Source organism: Streptomyces avidinii (assembly GCF_045161815.1).
GTDB classification, from domain to species: Bacteria; Actinomycetota; Actinomycetes; order Streptomycetales; family Streptomycetaceae; genus Streptomyces; species Streptomyces avidinii.
On sequence record NZ_CP108863.1, the window covers coordinates 3,281,658 to 3,303,094 of the forward strand.

Annotated in this window: 25 protein-coding genes; 10 read left to right on the forward strand and 15 right to left on the reverse strand. The window is 70.6% G+C overall.

What is annotated here, in order from left to right:
* Positions 1-2: 2 nt before the first annotated feature.
* From OG373_RS14145 to OG373_RS14155, 3 genes are all read right to left on the reverse strand, one after another.
* Positions 3-137: a hypothetical protein gene (locus OG373_RS14145; protein ID WP_405438586.1), complete on the reverse strand. Its 135-nt coding sequence runs from the start codon at positions 135-137 to the stop codon at positions 3-5.
* A gap of 155 nt (positions 138-292) precedes the next feature.
* Complete coding sequence (locus OG373_RS14150) at positions 293-616, reverse strand: hypothetical protein (protein WP_405438587.1); 324 nt, start codon at positions 614-616, stop codon at positions 293-295.
* Between the two features lie 107 nt (positions 617-723).
* Positions 724-933 (reverse strand): hypothetical protein, encoded by a 210-nt coding sequence (locus OG373_RS14155; RefSeq protein WP_405438589.1) that lies wholly within the window; start codon positions 931-933, stop codon positions 724-726.
* Between the two features lie 317 nt (positions 934-1,250).
* On the opposite strand from OG373_RS14155, the gene OG373_RS14160 reads away from it, so the two are divergent.
* Both OG373_RS14160 and OG373_RS14165 read left to right on the forward strand, forming a co-directional pair.
* Positions 1,251-2,585, forward strand: coding sequence for a transcriptional regulator (locus tag OG373_RS14160; RefSeq protein ID WP_405438590.1), 1,335 nt, complete (start codon positions 1,251-1,253; stop codon positions 2,583-2,585).
* A 107-nt stretch (positions 2,586-2,692) separates the two neighbouring features.
* Positions 2,693-3,163: an NUDIX hydrolase gene (locus OG373_RS14165; RefSeq protein ID WP_405444053.1), complete on the forward strand. Its 471-nt coding sequence runs from the start codon at positions 2,693-2,695 to the stop codon at positions 3,161-3,163.
* 109 nt (positions 3,164-3,272) lie between these two features.
* Here OG373_RS14165 and sodN read toward each other — a convergent pair whose 3' ends face one another.
* Positions 3,273-3,668 carry a superoxide dismutase, Ni gene (gene sodN / locus OG373_RS14170; RefSeq protein ID WP_030009413.1) on the reverse strand — a complete coding sequence of 132 codons (396 nt, stop codon included), beginning with the start codon at positions 3,666-3,668 and terminating at the stop codon, positions 3,273-3,275.
* 171 nt (positions 3,669-3,839) lie between these two features.
* Between sodN and sodX the strand changes: the two genes are divergently transcribed.
* Positions 3,840-4,262, forward strand: coding sequence for a nickel-type superoxide dismutase maturation protease (gene sodX, locus OG373_RS14175; RefSeq protein WP_397729123.1), 423 nt, complete (start codon positions 3,840-3,842; stop codon positions 4,260-4,262).
* Here the strand turns inward: sodX and OG373_RS14180 are convergent.
* Positions 4,166-4,795 (reverse strand): CGNR zinc finger domain-containing protein, encoded by a 630-nt coding sequence (locus OG373_RS14180; RefSeq protein ID WP_397729124.1) that lies wholly within the window; start codon positions 4,793-4,795, stop codon positions 4,166-4,168. The two genes, sodX and OG373_RS14180, sit on opposite strands and share 97 nt — an antisense overlap.
* 82 nt (positions 4,796-4,877) lie before the next feature.
* Between OG373_RS14180 and OG373_RS14185 the strand changes: the two genes are divergently transcribed.
* Positions 4,878-5,657, forward strand: a complete 780-nt coding sequence (locus OG373_RS14185) for a methyltransferase domain-containing protein (RefSeq protein WP_405438593.1) — start codon at positions 4,878-4,880, stop codon at positions 5,655-5,657.
* A 92-nt stretch (positions 5,658-5,749) separates the two neighbouring features.
* On the opposite strand, the gene OG373_RS14190 is transcribed toward OG373_RS14185, so the two are convergent.
* From OG373_RS14190 to OG373_RS14200, 3 genes are read right to left on the reverse strand one after another with little or no spacing between them, the layout of a single operon-like run.
* Positions 5,750-6,514, reverse strand: coding sequence for an amino acid ABC transporter ATP-binding protein (locus OG373_RS14190; RefSeq protein WP_356789730.1), 765 nt, complete (start codon positions 6,512-6,514; stop codon positions 5,750-5,752).
* Complete coding sequence (locus OG373_RS14195; RefSeq protein WP_397729126.1) at positions 6,514-7,455, reverse strand: amino acid ABC transporter permease; 942 nt, start codon at positions 7,453-7,455, stop codon at positions 6,514-6,516. Before OG373_RS14195 ends, OG373_RS14190 begins: the two co-directional genes overlap by 1 nt.
* A 38-nt stretch (positions 7,456-7,493) precedes the next feature.
* Positions 7,494-8,456, reverse strand: a complete 963-nt coding sequence (locus OG373_RS14200; protein WP_397729127.1) for an ABC transporter substrate-binding protein — start codon at positions 8,454-8,456, stop codon at positions 7,494-7,496.
* 526 nt (positions 8,457-8,982) lie between these two features.
* On the opposite strand from OG373_RS14200, the gene OG373_RS14205 reads away from it, so the two are divergent.
* The 4 genes from OG373_RS14205 to OG373_RS14220 all read left to right on the forward strand — a co-directional run bounded on the left by OG373_RS14205 (position 8,983) and on the right by OG373_RS14220 (position 12,183).
* The gene (locus OG373_RS14205; RefSeq protein ID WP_405438596.1) at positions 8,983-10,185 is read left to right on the forward strand and encodes an NADP-dependent malic enzyme; all 1,203 of its coding nucleotides are present in this window, start codon (positions 8,983-8,985) and stop codon (positions 10,183-10,185) included.
* A 197-nt stretch (positions 10,186-10,382) separates the two neighbouring features.
* Positions 10,383-11,345: a zinc-binding dehydrogenase gene (locus tag OG373_RS14210; RefSeq protein ID WP_030385999.1), complete on the forward strand. Its 963-nt coding sequence runs from the start codon at positions 10,383-10,385 to the stop codon at positions 11,343-11,345.
* 56 nt (positions 11,346-11,401) lie between these two features.
* A complete protein-coding gene (locus tag OG373_RS14215) occupies positions 11,402-11,611 on the forward strand; it encodes a helix-turn-helix domain-containing protein (RefSeq protein WP_030385998.1) in 210 nt (69 codons plus the stop codon).
* Positions 11,611-12,183 carry a Clp protease N-terminal domain-containing protein gene (locus tag OG373_RS14220; protein ID WP_405438598.1) on the forward strand — a complete coding sequence of 191 codons (573 nt, stop codon included), beginning with the start codon at positions 11,611-11,613 and terminating at the stop codon, positions 12,181-12,183. The genes OG373_RS14215 and OG373_RS14220 overlap by 1 nt, the downstream gene beginning before the upstream one ends.
* A gap of 218 nt (positions 12,184-12,401) precedes the next feature.
* Here OG373_RS14220 and OG373_RS14225 read toward each other — a convergent pair whose 3' ends face one another.
* Positions 12,402-13,370 (reverse strand): helix-turn-helix transcriptional regulator, encoded by a 969-nt coding sequence (locus OG373_RS14225; protein WP_405438600.1) that lies wholly within the window; start codon positions 13,368-13,370, stop codon positions 12,402-12,404.
* A gap of 1 nt (position 13,371) precedes the next feature.
* Complete coding sequence (locus OG373_RS14230) at positions 13,372-14,328, reverse strand: DUF4097 family beta strand repeat-containing protein (protein WP_405438602.1); 957 nt, start codon at positions 14,326-14,328, stop codon at positions 13,372-13,374.
* Between the two features lie 148 nt (positions 14,329-14,476).
* On the opposite strand from OG373_RS14230, the gene OG373_RS14235 reads away from it, so the two are divergent.
* On the forward strand, positions 14,477-15,292 hold the full coding sequence (locus tag OG373_RS14235) for a hypothetical protein (RefSeq protein WP_405438604.1): 816 nt from the start codon (positions 14,477-14,479) through the stop codon (positions 15,290-15,292).
* A 16-nt stretch (positions 15,293-15,308) separates the two neighbouring features.
* Here OG373_RS14235 and OG373_RS14240 read toward each other — a convergent pair whose 3' ends face one another.
* Complete coding sequence (locus OG373_RS14240) at positions 15,309-16,244, reverse strand: LysR family transcriptional regulator (protein ID WP_405438606.1); 936 nt, start codon at positions 16,242-16,244, stop codon at positions 15,309-15,311.
* Between the two features lie 210 nt (positions 16,245-16,454).
* Here OG373_RS14240 and snpA point away from each other — a divergent pair, with 210 nt between their 5' ends.
* Positions 16,455-17,123, forward strand: coding sequence for a snapalysin (gene snpA, locus OG373_RS14245; protein WP_189972298.1), 669 nt, complete (start codon positions 16,455-16,457; stop codon positions 17,121-17,123).
* A 241-nt stretch (positions 17,124-17,364) separates the two neighbouring features.
* Here the strand turns inward: snpA and OG373_RS14250 are convergent, their stop codons facing one another.
* From OG373_RS14250 to OG373_RS14265, 4 genes are all read right to left on the reverse strand, one after another.
* Positions 17,365-17,952 carry a dihydrofolate reductase family protein gene (locus tag OG373_RS14250; RefSeq protein WP_405438608.1) on the reverse strand — a complete coding sequence of 196 codons (588 nt, stop codon included), beginning with the start codon at positions 17,950-17,952 and terminating at the stop codon, positions 17,365-17,367.
* A gap of 207 nt (positions 17,953-18,159) precedes the next feature.
* Positions 18,160-18,765, reverse strand: a complete 606-nt coding sequence (locus OG373_RS14255; protein ID WP_405438610.1) for a GNAT family N-acetyltransferase — start codon at positions 18,763-18,765, stop codon at positions 18,160-18,162.
* A 130-nt stretch (positions 18,766-18,895) separates the two neighbouring features.
* On the reverse strand, positions 18,896-19,939 hold the full coding sequence (locus OG373_RS14260) for a family 2 encapsulin nanocompartment cargo protein polyprenyl transferase (RefSeq protein ID WP_405438612.1): 1,044 nt from the start codon (positions 19,937-19,939) through the stop codon (positions 18,896-18,898).
* A gap of 5 nt (positions 19,940-19,944) precedes the next feature.
* Positions 19,945-21,351: a family 2B encapsulin nanocompartment shell protein gene (locus tag OG373_RS14265; protein ID WP_397729138.1), complete on the reverse strand. Its 1,407-nt coding sequence runs from the start codon at positions 21,349-21,351 to the stop codon at positions 19,945-19,947.
* Positions 21,352-21,437: the final 86 nt, after the last annotated feature.

The following is a 21,437-nucleotide window of genomic DNA, read 5'->3' on the forward strand; positions in this document are numbered from 1 at the left end:
CTCTACTTCGTCTTGGGCGGCGTCTGCGGGTTCTGGGGCGGGTTGTTCCTCGGCGGCGGGGTGACGTTCGGCGGCTTGTCCCGGTGGCCGTCCGACGAGGCGGTGTCCGGCTTCCCGGAGTGCTTCATACGAGGCATGGGTGGTTCCCTTCTCTCATGGTCGGATCGTGCATGGCCCGCCCTGATCGGGCGGGAGTCTGAGGGCTGTTACCGGCCAGCGGCCTCCGCCAGGAAGATGGCGCCGCCGACGGCCACAACGGCCAGGAGACACAACGTCTGCTCAAGCCAAGGCTTCACGGCAGCTCCAGCCGGGCGAGCATGAGTGCGGTCACGTGCTCCTCGGTCAAGTGCAGGCCGAGGAGGTCTTCGCGCTGCCGGCAGAGTTCGGGATCGTGGTTGACCATCCAGGCGAAGCCGCAGAGCCGACAGTGAGCCATCTTGCTCCCGCAGTACCCGGGCCCCAGCGGGGCCAGCAGGTTGCAGCTGCGACACAACATGTACTCGCTGAAGCACACCCCATCGGGGTGGGCGACAGATGCCGTTGCCTCCGGCTCCAGGGGCGCGAGGTCGAATGCTTCCCAACGCATCCGGTCCTGATCGTTGTCGCCGACGGTCATCGCTGTATGGCCTCCGGGGCCGTCTTCGGTTCAGTGCGTGCCGACGATGATCACGGCGAGGAAGTCGAGCACGATCGAGACGTACAGGGCCTGCCGCTGAACCTCGTTCATCGGGCGGCCTCGACGTTGTCGACGGCGGTGGTGAATTCACGGCCGGAGGCGCCCCGGATGTAGGCCTCCTCCATCCAGTGCTCGATGCCGGTGTTCGAGACGTTCTCGTTGATCACAGCCATCAGTTCGCCCTCGGCGCCGGACGCGATGTCGCGTACTCGGCGGCGCAGAAGCCGGTGCGGCACGTACTCGTACTGCTCACTCATCGGTCACCCCCGAGGGGGAGCCGAGGAAGAGTTCCCAGCCGACCAGCGCGCGGTCCAGGAGTTCGGCGCTGGGTTCGACCACAGACGCCACCCTCGCCGAGGGGTTGTCCGGTGTGTCGATGCTGAGCACGTTGCGGGCGCCGTGTTGGGGGAACGTATCCGGCTTCCGCGATCTTGTCTGAGTGGCCATGCCTTCGATGCTCTCGCTGTCGCGGCGCCACCGGCACTGTGCGCAGGGTCTGCGCCGCGTTGGTCGCTCCACACACTGTGTGAAGCCGATGCCGATACCCTCGGCCTCTCAGTGATTTGGGGCACACATGGACGCAAATACGCTGCTCGACGCGCTCCTTGACGAAGCCGGGATGAGCCGCGTCGGCTTAGCCGCACGCATCAACGCGGCGGCGCAGGCCCAAGGCAAGCCGGTCTCCTACGACCACTCATCGGTGATCCGCTGGCTCAAAGGCCAGCGCCCCCGAGGCATCGTGCCGGAGCTGATCTGCTCGATCCTCACAGAGCGACTCGGCCGCCCAATTGCCCTGGAGGACACCGGTATGGGAGGCAGCGCAACACCCCCAGTGGCCACACCGCTCGCCGGATTCATCGACCGATCGACCGCCCTATGGCGAGGCGACCAGCAACAGCGGCGAGACGTCCAGGACGCCGCCGTGATCACCGGGCTGCCGGCGGTCGGGCCCGTCTGGGAGTGGGAGAACCCCCCGGATGACGCTGACGTGTCCAGGAGAGGCACCATCCGCGTGGGGTTGGACGACGTAGCCGTACTCCGCACCGCCCGCACGCACTACGAGCAGATGTACCGCAAGGTCGGCGGCGTCACGACCCGGGCCCGAGTGGTGACCTACCTGACCGACGAGACCGCCCCGCTTCTACGAGGCTCGTACACGGATGCCACGGGCCGAGAGCTCCACCGCGCTACCGGCGGCATCGTGGCTGTCGCCGGGATCTGTACCTACGACTCCGACGCGCAAGGCCTTGCCCAGCGCTACTTCCACCAGGCGCTGCGGCTGGCCAAGGCCAGTGGGGACAGGGCATTCGGCGGGTACGTGATAGCGCTGCTCGTCAACCAGTCGCTGTACATGGGCGAGCACCGTCAGGCCGTGGCCTTCGTCGAGGCGGGCCTGAGAACTGCCGGCAATGCCATCTCCCACGCCCTGGCCTGCGACCTTTACGCCATGCAAGCCAAGGCGTACTCCCGTCTGGGCGACCAGCGGCAGGCACACCGGTGCATGGGACTGGCCGAGGCAGAGGCGGGGCTCATCCGCCGCGCAGAGGAACCAGCCGAGACCAGCTACGTCCAAGCCGGACTGCTGGAAGCCAACCTCGCGGACGCGCTCATGAGGCTGGGAGACATGGCGCCCGCGCAGACCTACGCAGCCGAGGCCGTCGCCGTTCAGACACACGAGCGCGGCCGAGTCCACCGGCTGGCGACCCTCTCGGACTGCCAGCTGCGCGGCGGCAGACCCGAGCTCGCCGCGGCCACGGCAATGAGCATGCTCGACACCATGGAAGGCATGGAGTCCCGGCGGCTGCGGGACCGACTCGTCAAGGTCCGCCAGTCGATGTCCAGCCTGGGCAGCAAGGCGACAGCCGATGTCGTCGAACGCATCGACGACACCCTCCGCATCCCTTTCTGACCGATCCATGCTGGGATAGGGGCACCCCGACGAGAGGCAAGAGCGTGTCAGTGTGGCAGACCCACGGCGAGCGAACCGTGTACGAGAACCCCTGGCTGCGAGTGAACATGGCCGACGTCGAACTTCCCGACGGCCGACACCTGGACCACACCGTGATCAGGCTGCGCCCGGTCGCGGTGGCCGCTGTCGTCAATGAGCGCGACGAGGTCTTGCTTCTATGGCGTCACCGATTCATTACGGACGCCTGGGGTTGGGAGCTCCCGTCTGGCGGAATTGGTGAGGACGAAGACGCGGCCGTGGCTGCCGCGCGCGAGCTGGAGGAGGAGACCGGCTGGCGCCCAGGCCCGATGAAGCTGCTGATGGCGATCGACCCGATGCCGGGTATCTCCACATCGCACCATCGTGTCTACTGGTCTGACCGGGCGGAGTACATCGGGCCCCCTGCGGACGATTTCGAGTCTGCGCGGCGCGAGTGGGTGCCGCTCGCACGCGTACCTGACTTGGTGGCGCGCGGTGAGATCCGGAGCGCGAACGCGATTGCGGCGCTGCTGATGCTGCACCACCTCCGGCAGGACTGATTCCCAGATGATCTTGTGAGAGCCCAACGGCCCGGCCGCTCGAAGCGGTCGGGCCGTTGCTATTTGCGCTCTGACCAGCAGCGCGGGGAGTTCCCCGGGGCGCCCAGGATCAGGCGGCCTTGGTCTCCCAGAAGATGCGGTCGATCTCGGCGATGAGCTCAAGAGCCTTCGCGCCGGTCGCCGGGTCGTTCGACGCCTTGGCGGCCGAGAGGGCCTTCAGGGTGTCGTTGACCAGGGTGTGCAGCTGCGGGTACTTCTCGAAGTGCGGGGGCTTGAAGTAGTCGCTCCACAGCACCGAGACGTGGTGCTTGGCGAGCTCGGCGCGCTGCTCCTTGATGGTGATGGCGCGCGCACGGAAGTCGGCGTCTTCGTTGGCCTGGTACTTCTCCTGCACGGCCTTGACGGACTCGGCCTCGATGCGGGCCTGGGCAGGGTCGTACACGCCGCACGGAAGATCGCAGTGGGCGGAGACCTTCGCCTTGGGGGCGAAGAGGCGGGAAAGCATGGAGTTTGTCCTCCTCGTGATCGTCTTCTCAAGGGGGAGATTACTCGCTGAACAACCGGATTTCGCGGGCGCCCCCATGGGCTTAGGACAAAAGTCCAGGGTCGCGGCCGGACCGGTGAGCGAATGTACGGACTCGTGCGGGAGCATGCGGGGGTGACGAGGAGGACACGGATGGTGGAGATCGGGCGCCCGCGGAAGCGGTTCGAGGTGGTGGAGGTGACGGGGGCGTCGATGGTGCCCACGCTGCTGAACGGGGACCGGCTCGTGGTCCGGTACGGGGCTGCCGTCCGGCCGGGTGACGTGGTCGTGCTGCGCCACCCCTTCCAGCAGGACCTGCTGGTGGTCAAGCGTGCGGTGGAGCGGCGGCCGGGCGGCAGCTGGTGGGTGCTCGGCGACAACCCGTTCAACGAAACCGGTGACAGCACCGACTACGGGCCGGTGCCCGGGGAGCTGGTGCTGGCGACGGCGGTGCTGCGCTTCCGGCCGCGCGAGGAGGATCAGCGTTCGCTGAGGGCCCGGCTGTCCTGGGCGGTCTCGGCGCTGCGCCCGCTGCGGGCGGACGCCTCGGCCTCCAGTCGCTTGCGGGCACGGTAGGCGGCCACGTTCGCCCGGGTGGCGCAGCGGTCGGAGCAGTAGCGCCGGGAGCGGTTGGTGGAGGTGTCGAGGTAGGCGTTGCGGCAGGGCGCGGCCTGGCACAGGCCGAGCCGGTCGGGGCCGTGCTCGGTGAGGGCGAAGGCCAGGCCCATGGCCGCCATGGCGGCGTAGCCCGCGGAGGCGTTCGAAGGGTGTTCGGCGAGGTGGATGTGCCAGTCGGGGCGGCCGTCGTCGGCGAGGGTCTCGTGGCCGGACACCTGGGGGCTGACGGGGAACTCCATGAGCAGCGAGTTCAGCAGGTCGACCGCGAGGACCTCGTCGCCGCCGTCGGCGGCCTCGAAGACGGAGCGCAGGCGGCCGCGGACGTTGCGGAAGCGCGTGACGTCACCGTCGGTGACGCGGCGCGCCATCTGCTGACTGGCGCCGAACAGGGCGCGGACGGCGTCCACCGAGGTGAGCGCGTCCTTGTTGCGGGCCGGCTCCTCGGTGTTGACCAGGCGCACGGCGAAGTCCGAGTAATGGGCCAGTTCCACTTGTAGTCCTTACGGCTGCGGATTAGTGTCTCCGGTAACGGCTGAGACGTCTTCGAGGGTATTACGTATGGAGGGGTTCGGGATGACGGATACGGCGGACAGCACGGGTACGGCGGGCACGACCGACTGGCAGGCCTGGCAGGACAGCTGGGACCGGCAGCAGGAGTGGTACATGCCCGACCGCGAGGAGCGGTTCCGCGTGATGCTGGACATGGTCGAGGCACTGGTGGGACCCACCCCCCGGGTGCTGGATCTCGCATGCGGTACGGGAAGTATTACGGACCGCGTCCTCAAGCGGTTCCCGGAAGCCACCAGTACGGGCGTCGATCTCGACCCCGCTCTGTTGACCATCGCCGAGGGCCACTTCGCGGGGGACGAGCGGGTCACCTTCGTGACCGCCGACCTCAAGGACCCGAACTGGCGCGCCGCCCTCCCCCGCGCCACCTACGACGCCGTCCTGACGGCCACCGCCCTGCACTGGCTCCCGAGCAAGGACCTGGCCGTCCTGTACGGGCAGCTCGCGCCGCTGCTGGCGCCGGGCGGGGTGTTCATGAACGCCGACCACATGCCCGACCCGGCCACCCCGCGCATCGATGCCGCCGAGCACGCCCACCGGCACGCCGGCATGGACCGGGCCAGGGCGGCGGGGGCGGTGGACTGGCGCGAGTGGTGGGACCTGGCGGGCGCGGACCCGGCGCTGACCGAGCAGGTGAAGCGGCGCTTCGAGATCTACGGGGAGCACGCGGACGGCGACACCCCCTCCGAGGCCTGGCACGCCGAGACCCTGCGCGCCGCGGGCTTCGCGGAGGCCCGTACGGTCTGGCGCTCCCCCTCGGACGCGCTGGTCCTAGGACTGAAGTAGGGACCCGCAAACAGGGACCGGTACGTCGGCACACGACGGAGGGGCGGTACGGGATTCCCGTACCGCCCCTCACCGTCCGCGGGTGCGTGGAACTACAGCACCTTGGACAGGAATGCCTTCGTCCGGTCGTGCTGGGGGTTGCCCAGGACGTCGCGGGGGTGGCCCGACTCGACGACGACGCCGCCGTCCATGAAGACGAGGTTGTCGCCGACCTCGCGGGCGAAGCCCATCTCGTGGGTGACCACGATCATGGTCATGCCCGACTCGGCCAGGTCCCGCATGACGTCCAGGACGTCACCCACGAGCTCCGGGTCGAGCGCGGAGGTCGGCTCGTCGAAGAGCATCAGCTTCGGCTCCATGGCCAGCGCGCGGGCGATCGCCACGCGCTGCTGCTGGCCGCCGGAGAGCTGGGTGGGATAGTTCCCGCCCTTGTCACCCAGACCGACGCGGTCCAGCAGCCTGGCGGCGCGCTCGCGCGCCACCGCCTTCGACTCGCCCTTGACCATGACCGGCGCTTCCATCACGTTCTCGATGGCCGTCATGTGCGGGAACAGGTTGAACCGCTGGAAGACCATGCCGATGTCCCGGCGCTGGGCCGCGACCTCGCTGTCCTTCAGCTCGTAGAGCTTGTCGCCCTTCTGGCGGTAGCCGACGAGCTGCCCGTCGACGTACAGCCGTCCGGCGTTGACCTGCTCCAGGTGGTTGATGCACCGCAGGAACGTCGACTTGCCGGAACCGGACGGACCGACCAGGCAGAACACCTCACGCGGGGCGACCTCCAGGTCGATGCCCTTGAGGATGTGCGCCGCACCGTAGGACTTGTGGACGCCCTCGGCCTTCACCATGGCAGTCGTCATCAGGCCACCGCCTTGCGGTTCGAGAAGCTGGACAGTTTCGCCTTGATCTTCTGCATCGGCGTCGGCGGCAGGGAGCGCAGCGCGCCACGGGCGTAGCGGCGCTCCAGGTAGTACTGGCCGACGCTGAAGACGCTGGTCAGGGCGAGGTACCAGATCGACGCGACGAAGAACATCTCCATCACCGCGAACGACGTGGACGCGATGTCCTGGGCCGCGCGCAGCAGGTCGAAGTACTGCACGGCCACCACGAGCGAGGAGGTCTTGAGCATGTTGATGAACTCGTTGCCGGACGGCGGCACGATCACCCGCATCGCCTGCGGCAGCACCACGCGGCGCATGGTCTGCATCCGGGTCATTCCGAGGGCGTGCGAGGCCTCGGTCTGGCCCTCGTCCACCGACTGGATGCCGGCCCGGACGATCTCCGCCATGTACGCGCCCTCGTTCAGACCCAGACCCAGCAGGGCGGCCAGGAAGGGCGTCATGACCTGGGTCATCTCGTCCTTGTAGAACCCGAGGTTCAGGATCGGGAAGATCAGGGCGAGGTTGAACCAGATGAGGAGCTGCACGTACACCGGGGTGCCGCGGAACAGCCAGATGTAGAACCAGGAGATGGTGCTGGTCACCGGGTTCTTCGAGAGCCGCATGACTGCGAAGAGGACACCGAGGACCAGGCCCAGGGCCATCGAGGCGACGCTGATCCAGATCGTGTTGACGACACCACGGAGGATGGTGGGGTCGAACAGCTTCTCCGGCACGGTCGCCCAGCGCACGTTGCCCTGCGAGAAGGCGATCGCGAGCGCCACGACCAGGCCGATGACGACCACGGCGCTGATCCAGCGGCCGTAGTGGCGGACCGGGATGGCGCGGATCGCCTCGGGGGGGACGGCCCCGGCCGGCGGGGTGTCCGCCGGGTCCGGGACCTTGTCGAGCTTGTCAGTCACAGTGACTGCCCTTCAGTGTGCTGCGGTGTGCGCGGAGGTCAGGAACCGGCGTTGATCTTGGCCTCGGTCACGGCGCCGGAGCCCGCGTTCCACTTGTCCAGGGCGGCCTTGTAGGAGCCGTCCTTGATGACCGCGTCGAGGGCTTCCTTGAGCGCGTCGCGCAGCTCGGTGTTCTTCTTGTCCACCGCGATGCCGAAGAGACCGGCGTCGGTCGGGTTGGCGATGGCCTCGAAGTCGTTGCCGCCACCGGCGGTCTGCGCGATGTACGCGGCGACCGGGGAGTCGTTCAGGTCCGCGGCGGCGCCGCCGGCCTTCACTCGGGTCTGGGCCTCTGCATCGGTCGGGAAGGACTCGATCTTGAGCTCGCCCTTGCCGTCCGTCTTGCACTTCTCGGCCTGGGTCTTGGCGGAGTCCTCGTACGTGGTGCCGCGCTGCACGGCGACCGTCTTGCCGCACAGGTCGTCGAGGGTCTTGATGCCCTGGGGGTTGCCCTTCTTGACCAGGATGCCGGTCGAGGCGGAGAAGTAGTCGACGAAGTCGACACCGGCGCCGGTCTTGGCGCCCTTGTCGTCCAGGCCCTCCTGACGGGCCTTGGTGTCGGTGAGCGAGGACATGACCAGGTCGCTGCGACCCGTCTGCATGCTGCCGATCAGGGTGTCGAAGGTGCCGGACTCGAACTTGAACTGCACGCCGAGCTGCTTGCTCAGGGCCGCCGCGACGTCGGGGTCGACGCCGACGATCTTGCCGCCCTCGGTGAACTCCATCGGCGCGTAGGTGGCGTCCGTGCCGACCTTGATGACACCGGCGTCCTGGATCTTCTTCGGGAGCTTGGAGAAGAGCGGCGCGCTGCTGTTGTTCGCCGCACCCGACGGGGTGCTGGAGGCCTTGTCGGTCTGGTCACCACAGCCGGTGAGGATCAGGGCGCCCGCGACCGCGATCGCGCCGACCGCGGCGATCCGGGACCGTGCGGCGGTCGTACGACGGGTGGTGCTAGCGGTCATGGCTTGGTTCCTCCGGCGCTGGTGGAAAAGCATCGAAAAACGGTCGGACACGCACCATCGAGTGTCGCGACCTTGTGTGATTACGGCATCTTGCCATTCGGACTGAGACATTCAGGGTGCCCGTCAGGTCAAAATCGCATAACGGGCGGTAGGGGTAGCCCAACAGGACTGCGGGGAAGGGGGTTCGAGGCCGCAGATACTGCTGTGACCTGGCCTTTTTGCCGCAGTTTCTACGGAGCGTCTCGCCCACTGGACGGCAAGGTTTGGACTTTTCGCCAAAAGCCGGGCAAGGGACCTACAGTTGAGCGGGAATCGACTCGTCTGGGCGAGCGTTCTTCGGGTAGAACAGATCCTTACACCCCTCATCCGGGGCTCAGGGCGCGCGTGCGGCGCGCCCGCGCGTACGAACCTCCCCTTCGCGGAGACGGGCCAACCGTTGACGCGGAGTACGGACGCGGTGCCCGCCCACCCCTTAACCAGGAGTGGCCACCCTCAACGATTCAAAGGACTTAAGGGGTCACACGAAGTGGCAGCGGAGATCATCAACCCTCGCAGTGACAGCGTCACGGACAACAACCCGGACGCGGTGTTCGCGCTGCACCGGGGCGGCAAGATGGCCATCCAGGCCACAGTGCCGGTCACCAACAAGGATGACCTTTCCCTCGCGTACACGCCCGGCGTGGCGAAGGTGTGCAGCGCCATCGCCGAGCAGCCGGAGCTGGTGAACGAGTACACCTGGAAGTCCAACGTGGTCGCCGTCGTCACCGACGGTACGGCCGTGCTCGGACTCGGTGACATCGGTCCCGAGGCCTCCCTCCCCGTCATGGAGGGCAAGGCCATCCTCTTCAAGCAGTTCGGTGGTGTGGACGCGGTTCCGATCGCGCTCGCCACCAAGGACACGGACGAGATCATCGAGACGGTCATCCGCCTCGCTCCGTCCTTCGGCGGGGTGAACCTGGAGGACATCTCCGCCCCCCGCTGCTTCGAGATCGAGCGCCGCCTCCAGGAGGCGCTGGACATCCCGATCTTCCACGACGACCAGCACGGCACGGCCATCGTGACACTGGCCGCGCTGCGCAACGCGGCGAAGCTGACGGGTCGCACCCTCGGCGACCTGCGCGCCGTGATCTCGGGTGCCGGCGCCGCCGGTATCGCCATCGCCAAGATCCTGGTGGACGCGGGCATCGGCGACGTCTGCGTCACCGACCGCAAGGGCGTCGTGTCCGCGGACCGCTCCGACCTGACGGACGTCAAGGCGGAGATCGCGGGCCTGACCAACAGGACCGGGCAGACCGGCTCCCTGGAGGCGGCCCTGAACGGGGCGGACGTCTTCATCGGCGTCTCCGGCGGTACGGTCCCGGAGGAGGCGGTGGCCTCGATGGCGAAGGACGCGTTCGTCTTCGCCATGGCCAACCCGAACCCGGAGGTCCACCCGGACGTCGCGCACAAGTACGCGGCGGTCGTGGCCACGGGCCGCTCGGACTTCCCGAACCAGATCAACAACGTGCTGGCGTTCCCGGGCATCTTCGCGGGCGCCCTCAAGGTGCGCGCCACCCGGATCACCGAGGGCATGAAGATCGCCGCCGCCGACGCCATCGCCGGTGTCGTGGGTGACGAGCTCGCCGCCGACTACGTGATCCCGTCGCCGTTCGACGAGCGCGTCGCCGAGGCCGTCGCCACGGCCGTCGCCGCCGCGGCGAAGGCCGACGGCGTGGCCCGCCTGGTCTGACACCGGACCTGAGCAGTACCCGCAGAGGCCCGGCCGGAGCGATCCGGCCGGGCCTCTGGCTTTCCCCGCCCCCCTCGCACGGCCCCGCCCGGCCCCGGCGGCACGGGCGGAGTCCCGAGGCCGGAGCCGGGGGCGGGTACGGCCGTGTGACGGGAACGGGGGTGGATGCCGGGGCTACCGAGCGGTAGCGTCGCCGCATGTTCGCTGCCTACGCCGCCCGAATCGACCGTGACCAGCCGCTGAACGGCCTTGAGCTGGGCGACCGCCCGGCTCCCGAGGCCCGGCCCGGCTGGGTGACCGTGAACGTCAAGGCCGCCTCCCTCAACCACCACGACCTGTGGTCGCTGCGCGGGGTCGGCCTCGGCGAGGAAAGACTCCCGATGATCCTCGGCTGCGACGCCGCCGGGATCGACCAGGACGGCAACGAGGTCGTCCTGCACTCCGTGATCGGCCAGAGCGGCCACGGGGTCGGCCCGGACGAGCCCCGCTCGATCCTGACCGAGCGCTACCAGGGGACCTTCGCCGAGCAGGTGACCGTCCCCGCCTGGAACGTGCTGCGCAAGCCCGCCGAGCTGAGCTTCGAGGAGGCCGCCTGCCTTCCGACGGCCTGGCTGACGGCGTACCGGATGCTGTTCACCAATGCCGGGGTCCGTCCCGGGGACTCCGTCCTGGTACAGGGCGCCGGCGGCGGTGTCGCGACCGCCGCGATCGCCCTGGGCAAGGCGGCCGGCCTGCGCGTCTTCGCCACGAGCCGGGACGAGGCCAAGCGCAAGCGGGCCGTGGAGCTGGGTGCGGTGGAGGCGTACGAGCCGGGCGCGCGGCTGCCGCAGCGGGTGGACGCGGTGATCGAGACGGTGGGCGCCGCCACCTGGTCCCACTCGGTGAAGTCCCTGCGCCCCGGCGGCACCCTGGTGATCTCCGGTGCCACGAGCGGCGACCGCCCGGCGCACGCCGAGCTGACGCGGATCTTCTTCCTGGAGCTGAAGGTGGTCGGTTCCACGATGGGCTCGAAGGACGAGCTGGAGGACCTCCTCGCCTTCTGCGCGACCACCGGGCTGCGGCCGGTCATCGACGAGGTGCTGCCGCTGGACCGGGCGCGGGAGGGCTTCGAGAAGCTCGCGTCGGGCGACCTCTTCGGAAAGATCGTCCTCACCCCGTGAACCCCTGATGTCAACCGGGGTTGACGAACCTCCCGCGTCAACCTACATTGACATGCATGACCGAAGCCACTGATCTCGCCGAGCGGGCCGGTGACCGTGACCCGCGCGTGGGCCTGCGTGCCGTGTCCGCCCTCCGCAGGCTGCTGGAGCAGCTGGAGGCCGTACAGGTACGCAGCGCCCGCGCGCAGGGGTGGTCCTGGCAGGAGATCGCGGCCGAGCTCGGCGTCAGCCGGCAGGCCGTGCACAAGAAGTACGGGAGGCTCTGATGTTCGAACGCTTCACCCGCGAGGCCCGGTCGACCGTGACCGGGGCGGTGACCGAGGCCCGCCGGAGCGGCGCCGCCACCGTCACCGAGGAACACCTGTTGCTGTCCCTGCTGGCCCTGGGCACCCTGGACCCCCTCGGGGTGGACCGCGCGGCGGTGGCCGCCGATCTCACGGCGGCCCGCCGCCGGGGCGGCATGTCCAGGGCGGACGAGGAGGCGCTGGCCGGACTCGGTATCGACGTCACCGAGATCGTCTCCCGCATCGAGGAGACCCACGGCGAGGGCGCGCTCGCGGCCGCGGCGCCGCGCAGGCGGACCCTGGGCTCCTCGCTCCGCTCCGTCCTCGGGCGCGAGGACGCCGACGACCGCACCGGCAGCCGGCACGTCCCCTTCACCGCCGGGGCGAAGAAGGTGCTGGAGCAGTCGCTGCGCATCGCCCTGGGCCGGAAGGACAACCACATCGGCACCCTGCACTTGCTGCTGGCGCTGCTCTCCCGCCCCGGCACGGTCTCTGAGGTCCTGACGGACCACGGCATCACCTACCGCACGGCCGAAACCACCCTGGCAGCCTGACCACCCCCACCCGAGCCCCGCCGCCCTCCGTCAGCCCCCGCCGTCGTTCGAGGCGCGGGGCCCGGAACGGCGCCGCACTCCCAGCCCCGCCGGGCCACACTCTTCCAGCCCCGCCGGCGTTCGAGGCGCAGGGCCGGGGCAGCGCCCCACTCCCAGCCCCGCCGGCGTTCGAGGCGCGGGGTCCGGGGCGGCGCCCCGGCAGCGGTGCCGCGGGCGGGTTACGACCTGGCCCCGAACGTGGTTCCCAGCCGCCGGGAAGCCGCCTCGAGGTGCCGGCGGGCCTCGGCCACCTGGGCCGCGGTCACCCCGCGGTCCCGGGCCGCGTCGCGCACCTCGTCGCGGAAGCGGTCGAGCAGCCGGTCCAGGTCACGGGCCGGGTCACCGGTGGCCGTCAGGTCCGCGGCCCAGTCCGAAGCCCGGTCCGCGTCCGCGTCCGCCGCCGCATCCGCCCAGGCGTCCGCCGCCTTCGCCGCCGCACCGCCACCCCTACCCGCACCGCCACCCGCACCGGCCGCCCCCGGAGCCGTGGTCGGCGTACCGCCACCGAGCCAGGCGCCGGCCAGGCTGCCCAGCACGCCGCCGGACCTGGCGAACTGCTCCTGCAGCTGGACCGCTATCCGCTGGACCTCCTCACGGGCCCGCTCCTGCGCCTCCTTGGCCTGGCGGCGGGCCTGCTGCGCCTCCTCGCGGGCGCGGCGGCTCTCGTCCTTCGCCCGGCGCGCCTGTTCCTTCCACTCCTGCCGCGCCTTGCGCAGCTCCTCCTTGGCGGTCTGCCAGGACTCCTCCTCGGCCGTCCGCGTCGCCGACGCGGAGGCCGCCTCCCGCATCTCGCGCCGCAGGTCACCGGCCGCGCCCCGGACCTCGCTGCGGATCTCGGCGGCCAGTTCGGTGACCGAGTCGCGGATCTCCAGCTCCAGGTCGGCGAGTTCACCGCCCCGGTCGGCCAACTCGGCGCGACCCGCCTCGGTGATGGAGTACACCTTGCGCCCGCCCTCGGTGGCGTGCGTGACCAGGCCCTCGGCCTCCAGCTTCGCCAGCCGCGGGTACACGGTGCCGGCGGAGGGCGCGTACAGGCCCTGGAAGCGCTCCTCCAGCAGGCGGATCACCTCGTACCCGTGGCGCGGGGCCTCGTCCAGCAGCTTGAGGAGGTACAGGCGGAGGCGGCCGTGGGCGAAGACGGGCGGCATGTCAGAGCACCTTCTTGTCGAGCGCGAGGGGGGCGGCGGGGGTGTCGGCCTCGGCCTGCGGGCGGCGCAGCAGTGCGATCGAGCCGGAGACCGTGGTCGCCCGCAGGGTGCCCGCGCCGGAGCCGAGGGTTCCGGTGATGCGCTTGGCGCCCATCTGGCCGGAGACCCGCAGGTCCTCGAAGGCGTTGGAGACGCGGCCGGTGGCGGTGTTGGCCTCCACGCGCGCGTCGGCGGGGTGCGGGAGGCGGATCGCGACCTGGCCGGAGACGGAGTTCAGCGCGATGTCCACGGGACCGGCGTCCTCCGGGCCGGGGTCCAGGTCGATCAGCATGTCGCCGCTGACCGAGTCGGCCCGTACCTTCACGTCGGCGCCGTCGACGACGGTCAGGCTTCCGGACACCGAGTGGAAGCCGAACTCGCCGGTGACGGACTGGGCCTCGACGCTGCCGGAGACGGTGTGCGCCTTGACCCGGCCGGACAGGCCGACCAGCGTGGCGTCGCCGGAGACCCCGTTGACGTCGGTGCCTCCGGAGATTCCGGAGACGAAGGAGACGGCGTCGACGGCGGCCACGCGGACATGGGTGCCGGCGGGGACGGTGAGGGTGATCGCGGCGCTGCGCTCCCAGGCCTTGCGGCCGGAGAACGAGCCGGACCAGGCCTTCCAGGGCTTGGACTCGAACCATTCCTTGAGTCCGTGGGAGCCGTTCCAGGGCGCGTCCTCGTAGGAGACGGTCAGCGTGCCGCCGTCCTGCACGACGTACAGGGGCGGTCCGTCGACCTCGGTCACCTCCAGGCGGGCTTGCCCCTCCTCGGCGGCGACCACATTGACGGTGCCGCTCACGACACGGACGCGGAGCTCGGTCACCGGCTCCTCGAAGGTGAGCTTCCGCGGTTCGGCGAAGTGCCACGTCGACGGCGCCGGCGACGGCTGGGGCGACTCGGGCGACTGCTCTGCCATGGTGCTGATCCTCCTCGTGCGTACACGGACCGGACTCGACGCACGCAACATATCGCGTCTTCCGTTAACACGATATATCGCGGTCGGGGGAAGTCAAGCGCCCTCCCGAAACCCCGCCGTTTGGGGTGTTTTGCTCTATTGTGTGGGCATGTCAATATCCCGGACCGTGACCGGCGGGCTGCTGCTCTGCCGCGCCGAACCTCTGGCCGTCCGCCCTGCGGCCCACCTGTTGCGCGTCCGCCTGCTGCTCGCCCCGGCGGGCGGGTGGAGCGTGCTCGTTCCCGAGGAGAAGCCCTGGCGGGACGGCCCGGAGACGGTGGCGGAGGTCGTCGCCGGCTGGGGCTCGGCCCTCGCGATCGGCACCGACTGGCCCGTGCTCGGCCTGTGGTGGGAGGACGGCCGGACCGGCTTCGCCCTGTCGAGCGGGTTCCGGCGCACCGCCGCCTACGGGTGGGACGCGGCCGGGCGCCCGGCCGGCGAGCCCGGTGCGATGCGGGCCCTGTCGGCGCGGCTCGGCCTGGACCCGGTCCTCGACCTGGCGGAACTGGAACGCCTCACCCGCGCCGATGCGGACCCGGCCCTCGACGGGGAGGGCCGGCTGCTCGCCCTGGTCGCGCTGCTGACCCGCGCCGGGCTGGCCCTGCCGCCCGGGCTGGCGCCGGGCGAACCGGCCGACCGGCTTCGGGGCGCGGCCCGGGTGGCCACCGGGGTCGAGACGGTGGAGTGGTCGGGCTGGCGCGACGCGGTGCGGGCCGAACTCGACGCGGTGGAGGGGGGCCCGCTGGGCCCGTGGGTCCGCGGCCCCAGGGCCCGGCTGCTGGGCGCGGCCCAGCTCACGGCGGGCGCACCCCTGCTGGCCTGGGCCGCCCACCGCCGCAGCCCGGGCTGGGCGACGGCGGGCGCGGTCCTGCTGGCGCAGGGGGCCGCGACCCTCGCCTACGACCGGGCCCGCGCGCGGCGCTGACCGGGGGAATCCGCCGCTACGCCACCTCCAGCAGCGGGCTCGCGTGGTGGTGGAGCCAGGCCCGGTACGGGGGCGTCCGCAGGGCGGCCTCGCGATAGGCCGCGCGCAGGTCCTCGTAGACCTCGGCGTGCGCGCCGGGCCGGGTCGCCAGCAGCAGGCGCACGGCGAGGGGGTCCCCGCACAGTGGCCGGATCGCCATGTCCTCGCGCGGCCCGGAGGTCGGCTGGCAGGGCGCGACCGCCTCGCCGGAGATGATCAGCGAGGTCGCCGTGTGGTAGTCGGCGTGCAGGACCGGCGGGTCGAGCCCGGCCCCGGCGAAGACCCGGCGCAGCCCGTCCCACTCGCCGTCGACCGAGGGGTCCACCATCCAGCGGTCGGCGGCGAGGTCCCCTAAGGAGACCACCGCCTGCCCGGCGGCCGGATGGTCCCGGGACATCGACACGAACTGCGGTTCCCGCTCCATCAGTACGTGCATCTGCAGCCCGGGCGGCACCCGCAGCGGGCTGCCCTCCACCTCGTGCACGAACGCCACGTCCAGCTGCCCCGCGGCGACCATCCTGAGCAGCGCGTTGGCGGAGACGTCCACCACCAGCGAGGTCTCGGTGTCCGGCAGCCGGCGGTGGATCCTGCGCAGCCAGCCCGGCAGCGCGCTGCTGGCGGTGGAACCGATGCGCAGCCTTGAGGCGTGGGCCAGTTCGCGGGCCTCCGCGACCAGCGCGGCCATCTCGGCGAGCAGCGGACGGGCCCGGCCCAGGACGGTCCGGCCGAAGGGGGTGGGGCGGCAGCCGGTGCGCTCGCGCAGGAACAGCTCGCCGTCGAGGGCCCGTTCGATGCGGCGCAGCTGAGTCGTCAGGGAGGGCTGGCTCACGCCGAGTTGCCGGGCGGCCTTGTGCAGGCTTCCGGCGTCGGCGATGGCGCACAGGGCGCGCAGGTGCCTGACCTCAAGCTCCATGCCCTGAGGGTAGGCCGGTCCCTACGGACCGCACCAGCCACCGATAGCCCCCCGAATCCCGCCATTCTCACGCTAGTTGGGCTTCCGAAATCTTCCCGATAGGCCCGCGCTATCGGGGACTGACATCATCCGCCGGGCACTTCCGCTCCCGCAGACTCCGGTACCGAAAGACCACCCCCCACCGCACCGGACGAGTAGGAGCTCCCCCACATGCGCCACTCCCGTAAGGCCATGCTGGCCACGACCGTCGGCCTCGGCCTCGCCGCCACCCTTGGTGTCGTCCCCACCGCCACCGCCGCGCCCGCCCCCGTCGGCAGCGCCGTGAGCTACGCCGCGTACGAGGGTTCGCCGGAGAACGCGGCCGCCAACCGCGCGTTCTTCGAGGCCGTGCAGCGCTCGGTCGCCGAGCAGCGCGCCGCGAACCCCGGCGCCCTGGCCGTGACCGTCACGTACAACACCCGCAGCGCCCCCAGCTTCCGCACCCAGATAGCCCGCTCCACGCAGATCTGGAACAGCTCGGTGTCCAACGTCAAGCTGCAGGAGGTGTCCTCGGGCGGGAACTTCTCCTACCGGGAGGGCAACGACTCACGCGGCTCGTACGCGAGCACGGACGGGCACGGCCGGGGCTACATCTTCCTCGACTACCGCCAGAACCAGCAGTACAACTCCACCCGGGTGACCGCGCACGAGACCGGCCACGTGCTGGGTCTGCCGGACCACTACTCGGGCCCGTGCAGCGAGCTGATGTCGGGTGGCGGCCCGGGCACCTCGTGCACGAACGCGACCCCGAACTCCGCCGAGCGGACACGGGTCAACCAGCTCTGGGCCAACGGCTTCGCCTCGGGCCTGGGCGCGAAGGATCTCGCCACCAAGGGCTGAGTCACCGCTCCTCGGGGTCCGCGTAGTCAGGGCAGTCGGGGTTCCGGCAGGGACCCCGGCCCCACACCGGAATGAAGATCCCGAGGGACTTGCGCCGCCTGACCACTGTGTCGACGCGGCGTCCGCACGCCGGGCACGACTGCTGTTCGTGCCCGGCCTGCGGGGCCACCGTTTCGTGCGCGTGATGCTGCTGTTCACCGGCCATACCTCCAAGGTAGGCCGGTTCTGCGCGTTCGGCGGGTCAGCGCTCGCGGACGGTGTAGGTGCTGACGACCTGGCCGCCGCCGAAGGTCCTGACCCCGGTGAGCTCCAGGGGGCGCACTCCGAAGCCGGCGCGCGACATCGGCATGCCGGTGCCCGCGAAGACCGGGTAGGTCTTGACGATGATCTCGTCGATCTCGTCGATCAGCTGGGTGGCGAGGTCCGCACCGCCGCAGAGCCAGATGCCGAGGCCGTCCCTGGCCTTGAGCTCGCGGACCTCGGCCGCCAGGTCGCCACTGATCAGCCGGACCTGCGGGTCCGGCGGGGCGGCGAGGGAGCGTGAGGCGACGTACTGCTCGGGCAGGTGACCGTAGGGGCTGGTCATGCCCTGCTTGAGGCCCGGCTCGTAGGTGTGCCGCCCCATGATCACCGCGTCGAAGTGCTTGGGGGCGGCATCGGCGATCCCGAGGTGGACGCGCCCCTGGGCCGAGATCGTCTCGGGGTATTCGGCCGCGAGGAATCCGACGAACTCCGCGTCGAGGTGGCTGTAGAAGAAATCGCCGTCACCGTTCGGGGCACCGATGAACCCGTCGACGGAGGTGGCGATGAAGTACGTGAGCTTGCGCAAGCGATTCTCTTTCGCTGGACAGTGCCACCGCACCGGGGCACGTCGCATAAAGTACTTCAGGTGCAGTGGTTACGCAAGGCCCCGCGCCTCTCCGTTTCCCATCCGCCTCACCGCTGCCTCACCGCCGCCTCACCGGCACCTCACCAGCCCCTCCCGGACAACCTCCAGGCCCCTCCCCGGCTCCCCCGGGCGGGCCCGGCGTCGCCCTCAGCCGCGCGGTTTGCGCCACATCGGCCACATCAGCGGGCCCTCGGGGAGCTGCACCGCCTCCCCCGTGTACTCCCAGCCGAGCCGCTCGTACAGCTCCTTGCTGCGCTCACTGCTCGCCTCCAGGTACGCCGGCACCCCCTCGCGGTCGCAGCGCTCCAGCACCGGCCGCATCAACTCGCTCCCCAGCCCCTGACCCTGCCGGTCCGGGGCGACCGCGATCATCAGCAGGTACTCGTGCTCCTCCGCCGTCGGGTGCACCGCGCCCGTGAGGCGCCCCACCAGCTCGCACCGCTCGTTGTCCGGGTCCGCCACGGCCCGCATCCGCGCCGGGACCTCGTCCTCGACGGGCTCCCCCTCCGGGTCGGCCGCCGGGATCCGCAGCCAGAGCGCGGCCGCCGAACCGTCCGCGGCGTAGTCGATCCGGCCCTCCTCCAGCGCCACGTCCACGAAGACGCCGAGGAACTTCCCGTGCACCGCGGCGCGGTGCTCCGGGTCCGGGAAGACCCAGCTGCTCACCGGGTCGGTCCGGAAGGACTCGTCGAGCAGCCGCGCCACCGCGTCCCGGTCCGACTGATCCGCCTGTCGTATCTCCAGCGCCGCCATGGGTCACACCCTTCACTCACGTGTCAACAACCGTGAGCGATCCTAGAGTTGGCGCGGACATGCGGTAAGGCCCGTTCCGGCACCATGCGGTACCGGAACGGGCCTCGGGCCCGTGGAGCGCCCCTCGGGCTCACCTCGTGCGGCGCGTCACGAACTCCGCGAGGGCCAGCAGCCCGCCCGCCGCCCCGAGGTCCGGCACGGCCCGGGACAGCTGCTGTACCGCCCGCCCCATCCGGTCCGCGGCCTCGGCCTGCGCCCAGTCCCGCCCGCCGGCCCGGTCCACCGCGTCGGCCGCCCTGCGTACGTCGTCCCCGGTCATGGGGCCGGCGTACAGCGCGGCCAGCTCCTTCCCCGCCGCGGTGTCCGAGGTGAGGGCGGCCACGACCGGGAGGGACTTCTTGCGGGCGATCAGGTCGGCCCCGGCGGGCTTGCCGGTGTGCCCCGGGTCCCCCCAGATGCCGATCAGGTCGTCGATCAGCTGGAAGGCCAGCCCGGCCTCCCGACCGAACGCGTCCATGGCATCGACCTCGTCGGGCCCGGCCCCCGCGTACAGGGCGCCCAGCGCGCACGCGCAGCCCAGTAGTGCCCCGGTCTTGGCGGTGGCCATGGCCAGGCACTCGTCGAGCGAGACGTCCCCGCGCCGCTCGAACGCGCAGTCCGCCTGCTGGCCCGCGCACAGCTCGATGACGCAGGCGGCGAGCCGGGCCGAGGCCGCCGCCGCGGCCGGATGCGGATCCTCCGCGAGCAGCCGCAGCGAGAGCGCCATCATCGCGTCGCCCGTGATGATGGCGTCCGGCGTCCCGAAGACGGTCCAGGCCGTGGCCCGGCCGCGCCGCCGGACGTCCTTGTCGATGATGTCGTCGTGCAGCAGCGTGAAGTTGTGCGCCAGCTCCACGGCGGCCGCCGCCCGCACGGCCTCGTCGGCCGGCCCGGCACCCGGACCGCGCAGGGCCTGCGCCGATGCCAGCACCAGGGCCGGCCGGATGGCCTTCCCGGCGCCGCCCGCGGCGGGGCTGCCGTCCTCGTGCTCCCAGCCGAAGTGGTACATCGCCACGCGCCGCATCGAGCCCGGCAGACTCTCGACGGTACGGCGCAGCTGCGGGTCGACCGCTTCTCTCGTCCGGTCCAGGAGGGCTGCGGCGTCCTGGCCCTCACCGGTCGCGATGGTGTTCACCGGGGTCAGCGCCAACGGCCGATCTCGACATTCTCCAACACGCCGAGCGCATCCGGCACCAGCACCGCGGCCGAGAAGTAGGCGGTGACCAGGTACGAGATGATCGCCTGCTCGCTGATGCCCATGAAGCGGACCGACAGGCTCGGCTCGATCTCGTCGGGGATGCCCGGCTGGTGGAGCCCGATCACGCCCTGCTCGTCCTCGCCGGTGCGCATGCAGAGGATGGACGTGGTGCGGGCGTCGCTGATCGGGATCTTGTTGCTCGGGAAGATCGGCACCCCGCGCCAGGCCGGCACCCGGTTGCCGCCGATGTCCACCGACTCGGGGTAGATCCCGCGCTTGTTGCACTCGCGGCCGAAGGCGGCGATCGCCTTGGGGTGTGCCAGGAACAGCTTGGAGCCGCGCCGCATGCTGAGCAGCTGGTCCATGTCGTCGGGGCTGGGCGCGCCGTCGTGGGGCTGGATGCGCTGGTCGTAGTCGGCGTTGTGGAGCAGGCCGAAGTCGCGGTTGTTGAGCATCTCGTGCTCCTGGCGCTCGCGCAGCGCCTCGACCGTGAGCCTCAACTGCTGCTCGGTCTGGTTCATCGGGTGGTTGTAGAGGTCGGCGACGCGGCTGTGGACGCGCAGGACCGTTTGTGCAATGGAGAGTTCGTACTCGCGCGGCCGGGCCTCGTAGTCGACGAAGGTGCCGGGGAGGACGGCCTCGCCCCGGTGGCCGGCGGAGAGCTCGATCGCGGCCTCGCCGTACTTGTTGGTCTGCCGGTCGGGCCGGCTCCGTACGTTCTCCACGTGCGCGCGCAGCGATTCGACCCGGTCGGCGAGGAGCTGGAAGTCCTGCCGGGACAGGGTCAGCGCGGTGCCGGAGGTGGCGGCGCGGGCGGTGTACTCCCAAATCGATTCTTCATCGACGAGGGATTCGTCGCCGAAGTACGCGCCGTCGGCGACGGTCCCCAGGACGGCGTCCTCGCCGTAGGGGCCGGGGCCGATCTGGTCGATACGGCCGTGGGCGAGCAGGAAGACCTGGTCGGCGGGGCTGCCGAAGGAGGTGAGCTCCTGTCCGGCCTCGAATTCGACCTGCCGGCAGCGCTGGGCGAGTTCGCCGAGGACGTCGAGGTCCTCGTAGTCGCGCAGCAGCGGGAGCTCACCGAGCTCGGCCGGGATCACCTGGACCTGGGTGCCGGTCTTGATGAACTCCACGACGCCGTTGCCGACCGAGTAGCTCAGCCTGCGGTTGACGCGGTACGTACCGCCCTGCACCGACACCCACGGGAGCATCTTCAGGAGCCACCGCGAGGTGATCTCCTGCATCTGCGGCGCGGACTTGGTCGTGGTTGCCAAGTTCCGTGCGGCCGTCGTCCCAAGACTTCGCTGCGGTGTCTGGGCCTCGGACTCGGAACCTGCCTGGACCGACATGTCTTTCCCTTTCGATCACTCCATGGATCTGCGGGTGCAGCCTTTCAGTACGGAACGTGATCGGACCATTACACAAAAGGGTGGGA

Coding starts and splice junctions, on each gene's coding strand:
- OG373_RS14190 (WP_356789730.1), bottom strand. CDS start 6,514: ATGACGACTGCCATGGTGAAGGCCGAGGGCGTCCACAAGTCCTACGGT.
- OG373_RS14200 (WP_397729127.1), bottom strand. CDS start 8,456: ATGACCGCTAGCACCACCCGTCGTACGACCGCCGCACGGTCCCGGATC.
- sodN (WP_030009413.1), bottom strand. CDS start 3,668: ATGCTTTCCCGCCTCTTCGCCCCCAAGGCGAAGGTCTCCGCCCACTGC.
- OG373_RS14225 (WP_405438600.1), bottom strand. CDS start 13,370: ATGCCGCCCGTCTTCGCCCACGGCCGCCTCCGCCTGTACCTCCTCAAG.
- OG373_RS14160 (WP_405438590.1), top strand. CDS start 1,251: ATGGACGCAAATACGCTGCTCGACGCGCTCCTTGACGAAGCCGGGATG.
- OG373_RS14230 (WP_405438602.1), bottom strand. CDS start 14,328: ATGGCAGAGCAGTCGCCCGAGTCGCCCCAGCCGTCGCCGGCGCCGTCG.
- OG373_RS14265 (WP_397729138.1), bottom strand. CDS start 21,351: ATGTCGGTCCAGGCAGGTTCCGAGTCCGAGGCCCAGACACCGCAGCGA.
- OG373_RS14185 (WP_405438593.1), top strand. CDS start 4,878: ATGACGGATACGGCGGACAGCACGGGTACGGCGGGCACGACCGACTGG.
- OG373_RS14210 (WP_030385999.1), top strand. CDS start 10,383: ATGTTCGCTGCCTACGCCGCCCGAATCGACCGTGACCAGCCGCTGAAC.
- OG373_RS14220 (WP_405438598.1), top strand. CDS start 11,611: ATGTTCGAACGCTTCACCCGCGAGGCCCGGTCGACCGTGACCGGGGCG.
- OG373_RS14235 (WP_405438604.1), top strand. CDS start 14,477: ATGTCAATATCCCGGACCGTGACCGGCGGGCTGCTGCTCTGCCGCGCC.
- OG373_RS14145 (WP_405438586.1), bottom strand. CDS start 137: ATGCCTCGTATGAAGCACTCCGGGAAGCCGGACACCGCCTCGTCGGAC.
- OG373_RS14240 (WP_405438606.1), bottom strand. CDS start 16,244: ATGGAGCTTGAGGTCAGGCACCTGCGCGCCCTGTGCGCCATCGCCGAC.
- OG373_RS14255 (WP_405438610.1), bottom strand. CDS start 18,765: ATGGCGGCGCTGGAGATACGACAGGCGGATCAGTCGGACCGGGACGCG.
- sodX (WP_397729123.1), top strand. CDS start 3,840: ATGGTGGAGATCGGGCGCCCGCGGAAGCGGTTCGAGGTGGTGGAGGTG.
- OG373_RS14150 (WP_405438587.1), bottom strand. CDS start 616: ATGACCGTCGGCGACAACGATCAGGACCGGATGCGTTGGGAAGCATTC.
- OG373_RS14215 (WP_030385998.1), top strand. CDS start 11,402: ATGACCGAAGCCACTGATCTCGCCGAGCGGGCCGGTGACCGTGACCCG.
- OG373_RS14165 (WP_405444053.1), top strand. CDS start 2,693: ATGGCCGACGTCGAACTTCCCGACGGCCGACACCTGGACCACACCGTG.
- OG373_RS14155 (WP_405438589.1), bottom strand. CDS start 933: ATGAGTGAGCAGTACGAGTACGTGCCGCACCGGCTTCTGCGCCGCCGA.
- snpA (WP_189972298.1), top strand. CDS start 16,455: ATGCGCCACTCCCGTAAGGCCATGCTGGCCACGACCGTCGGCCTCGGC.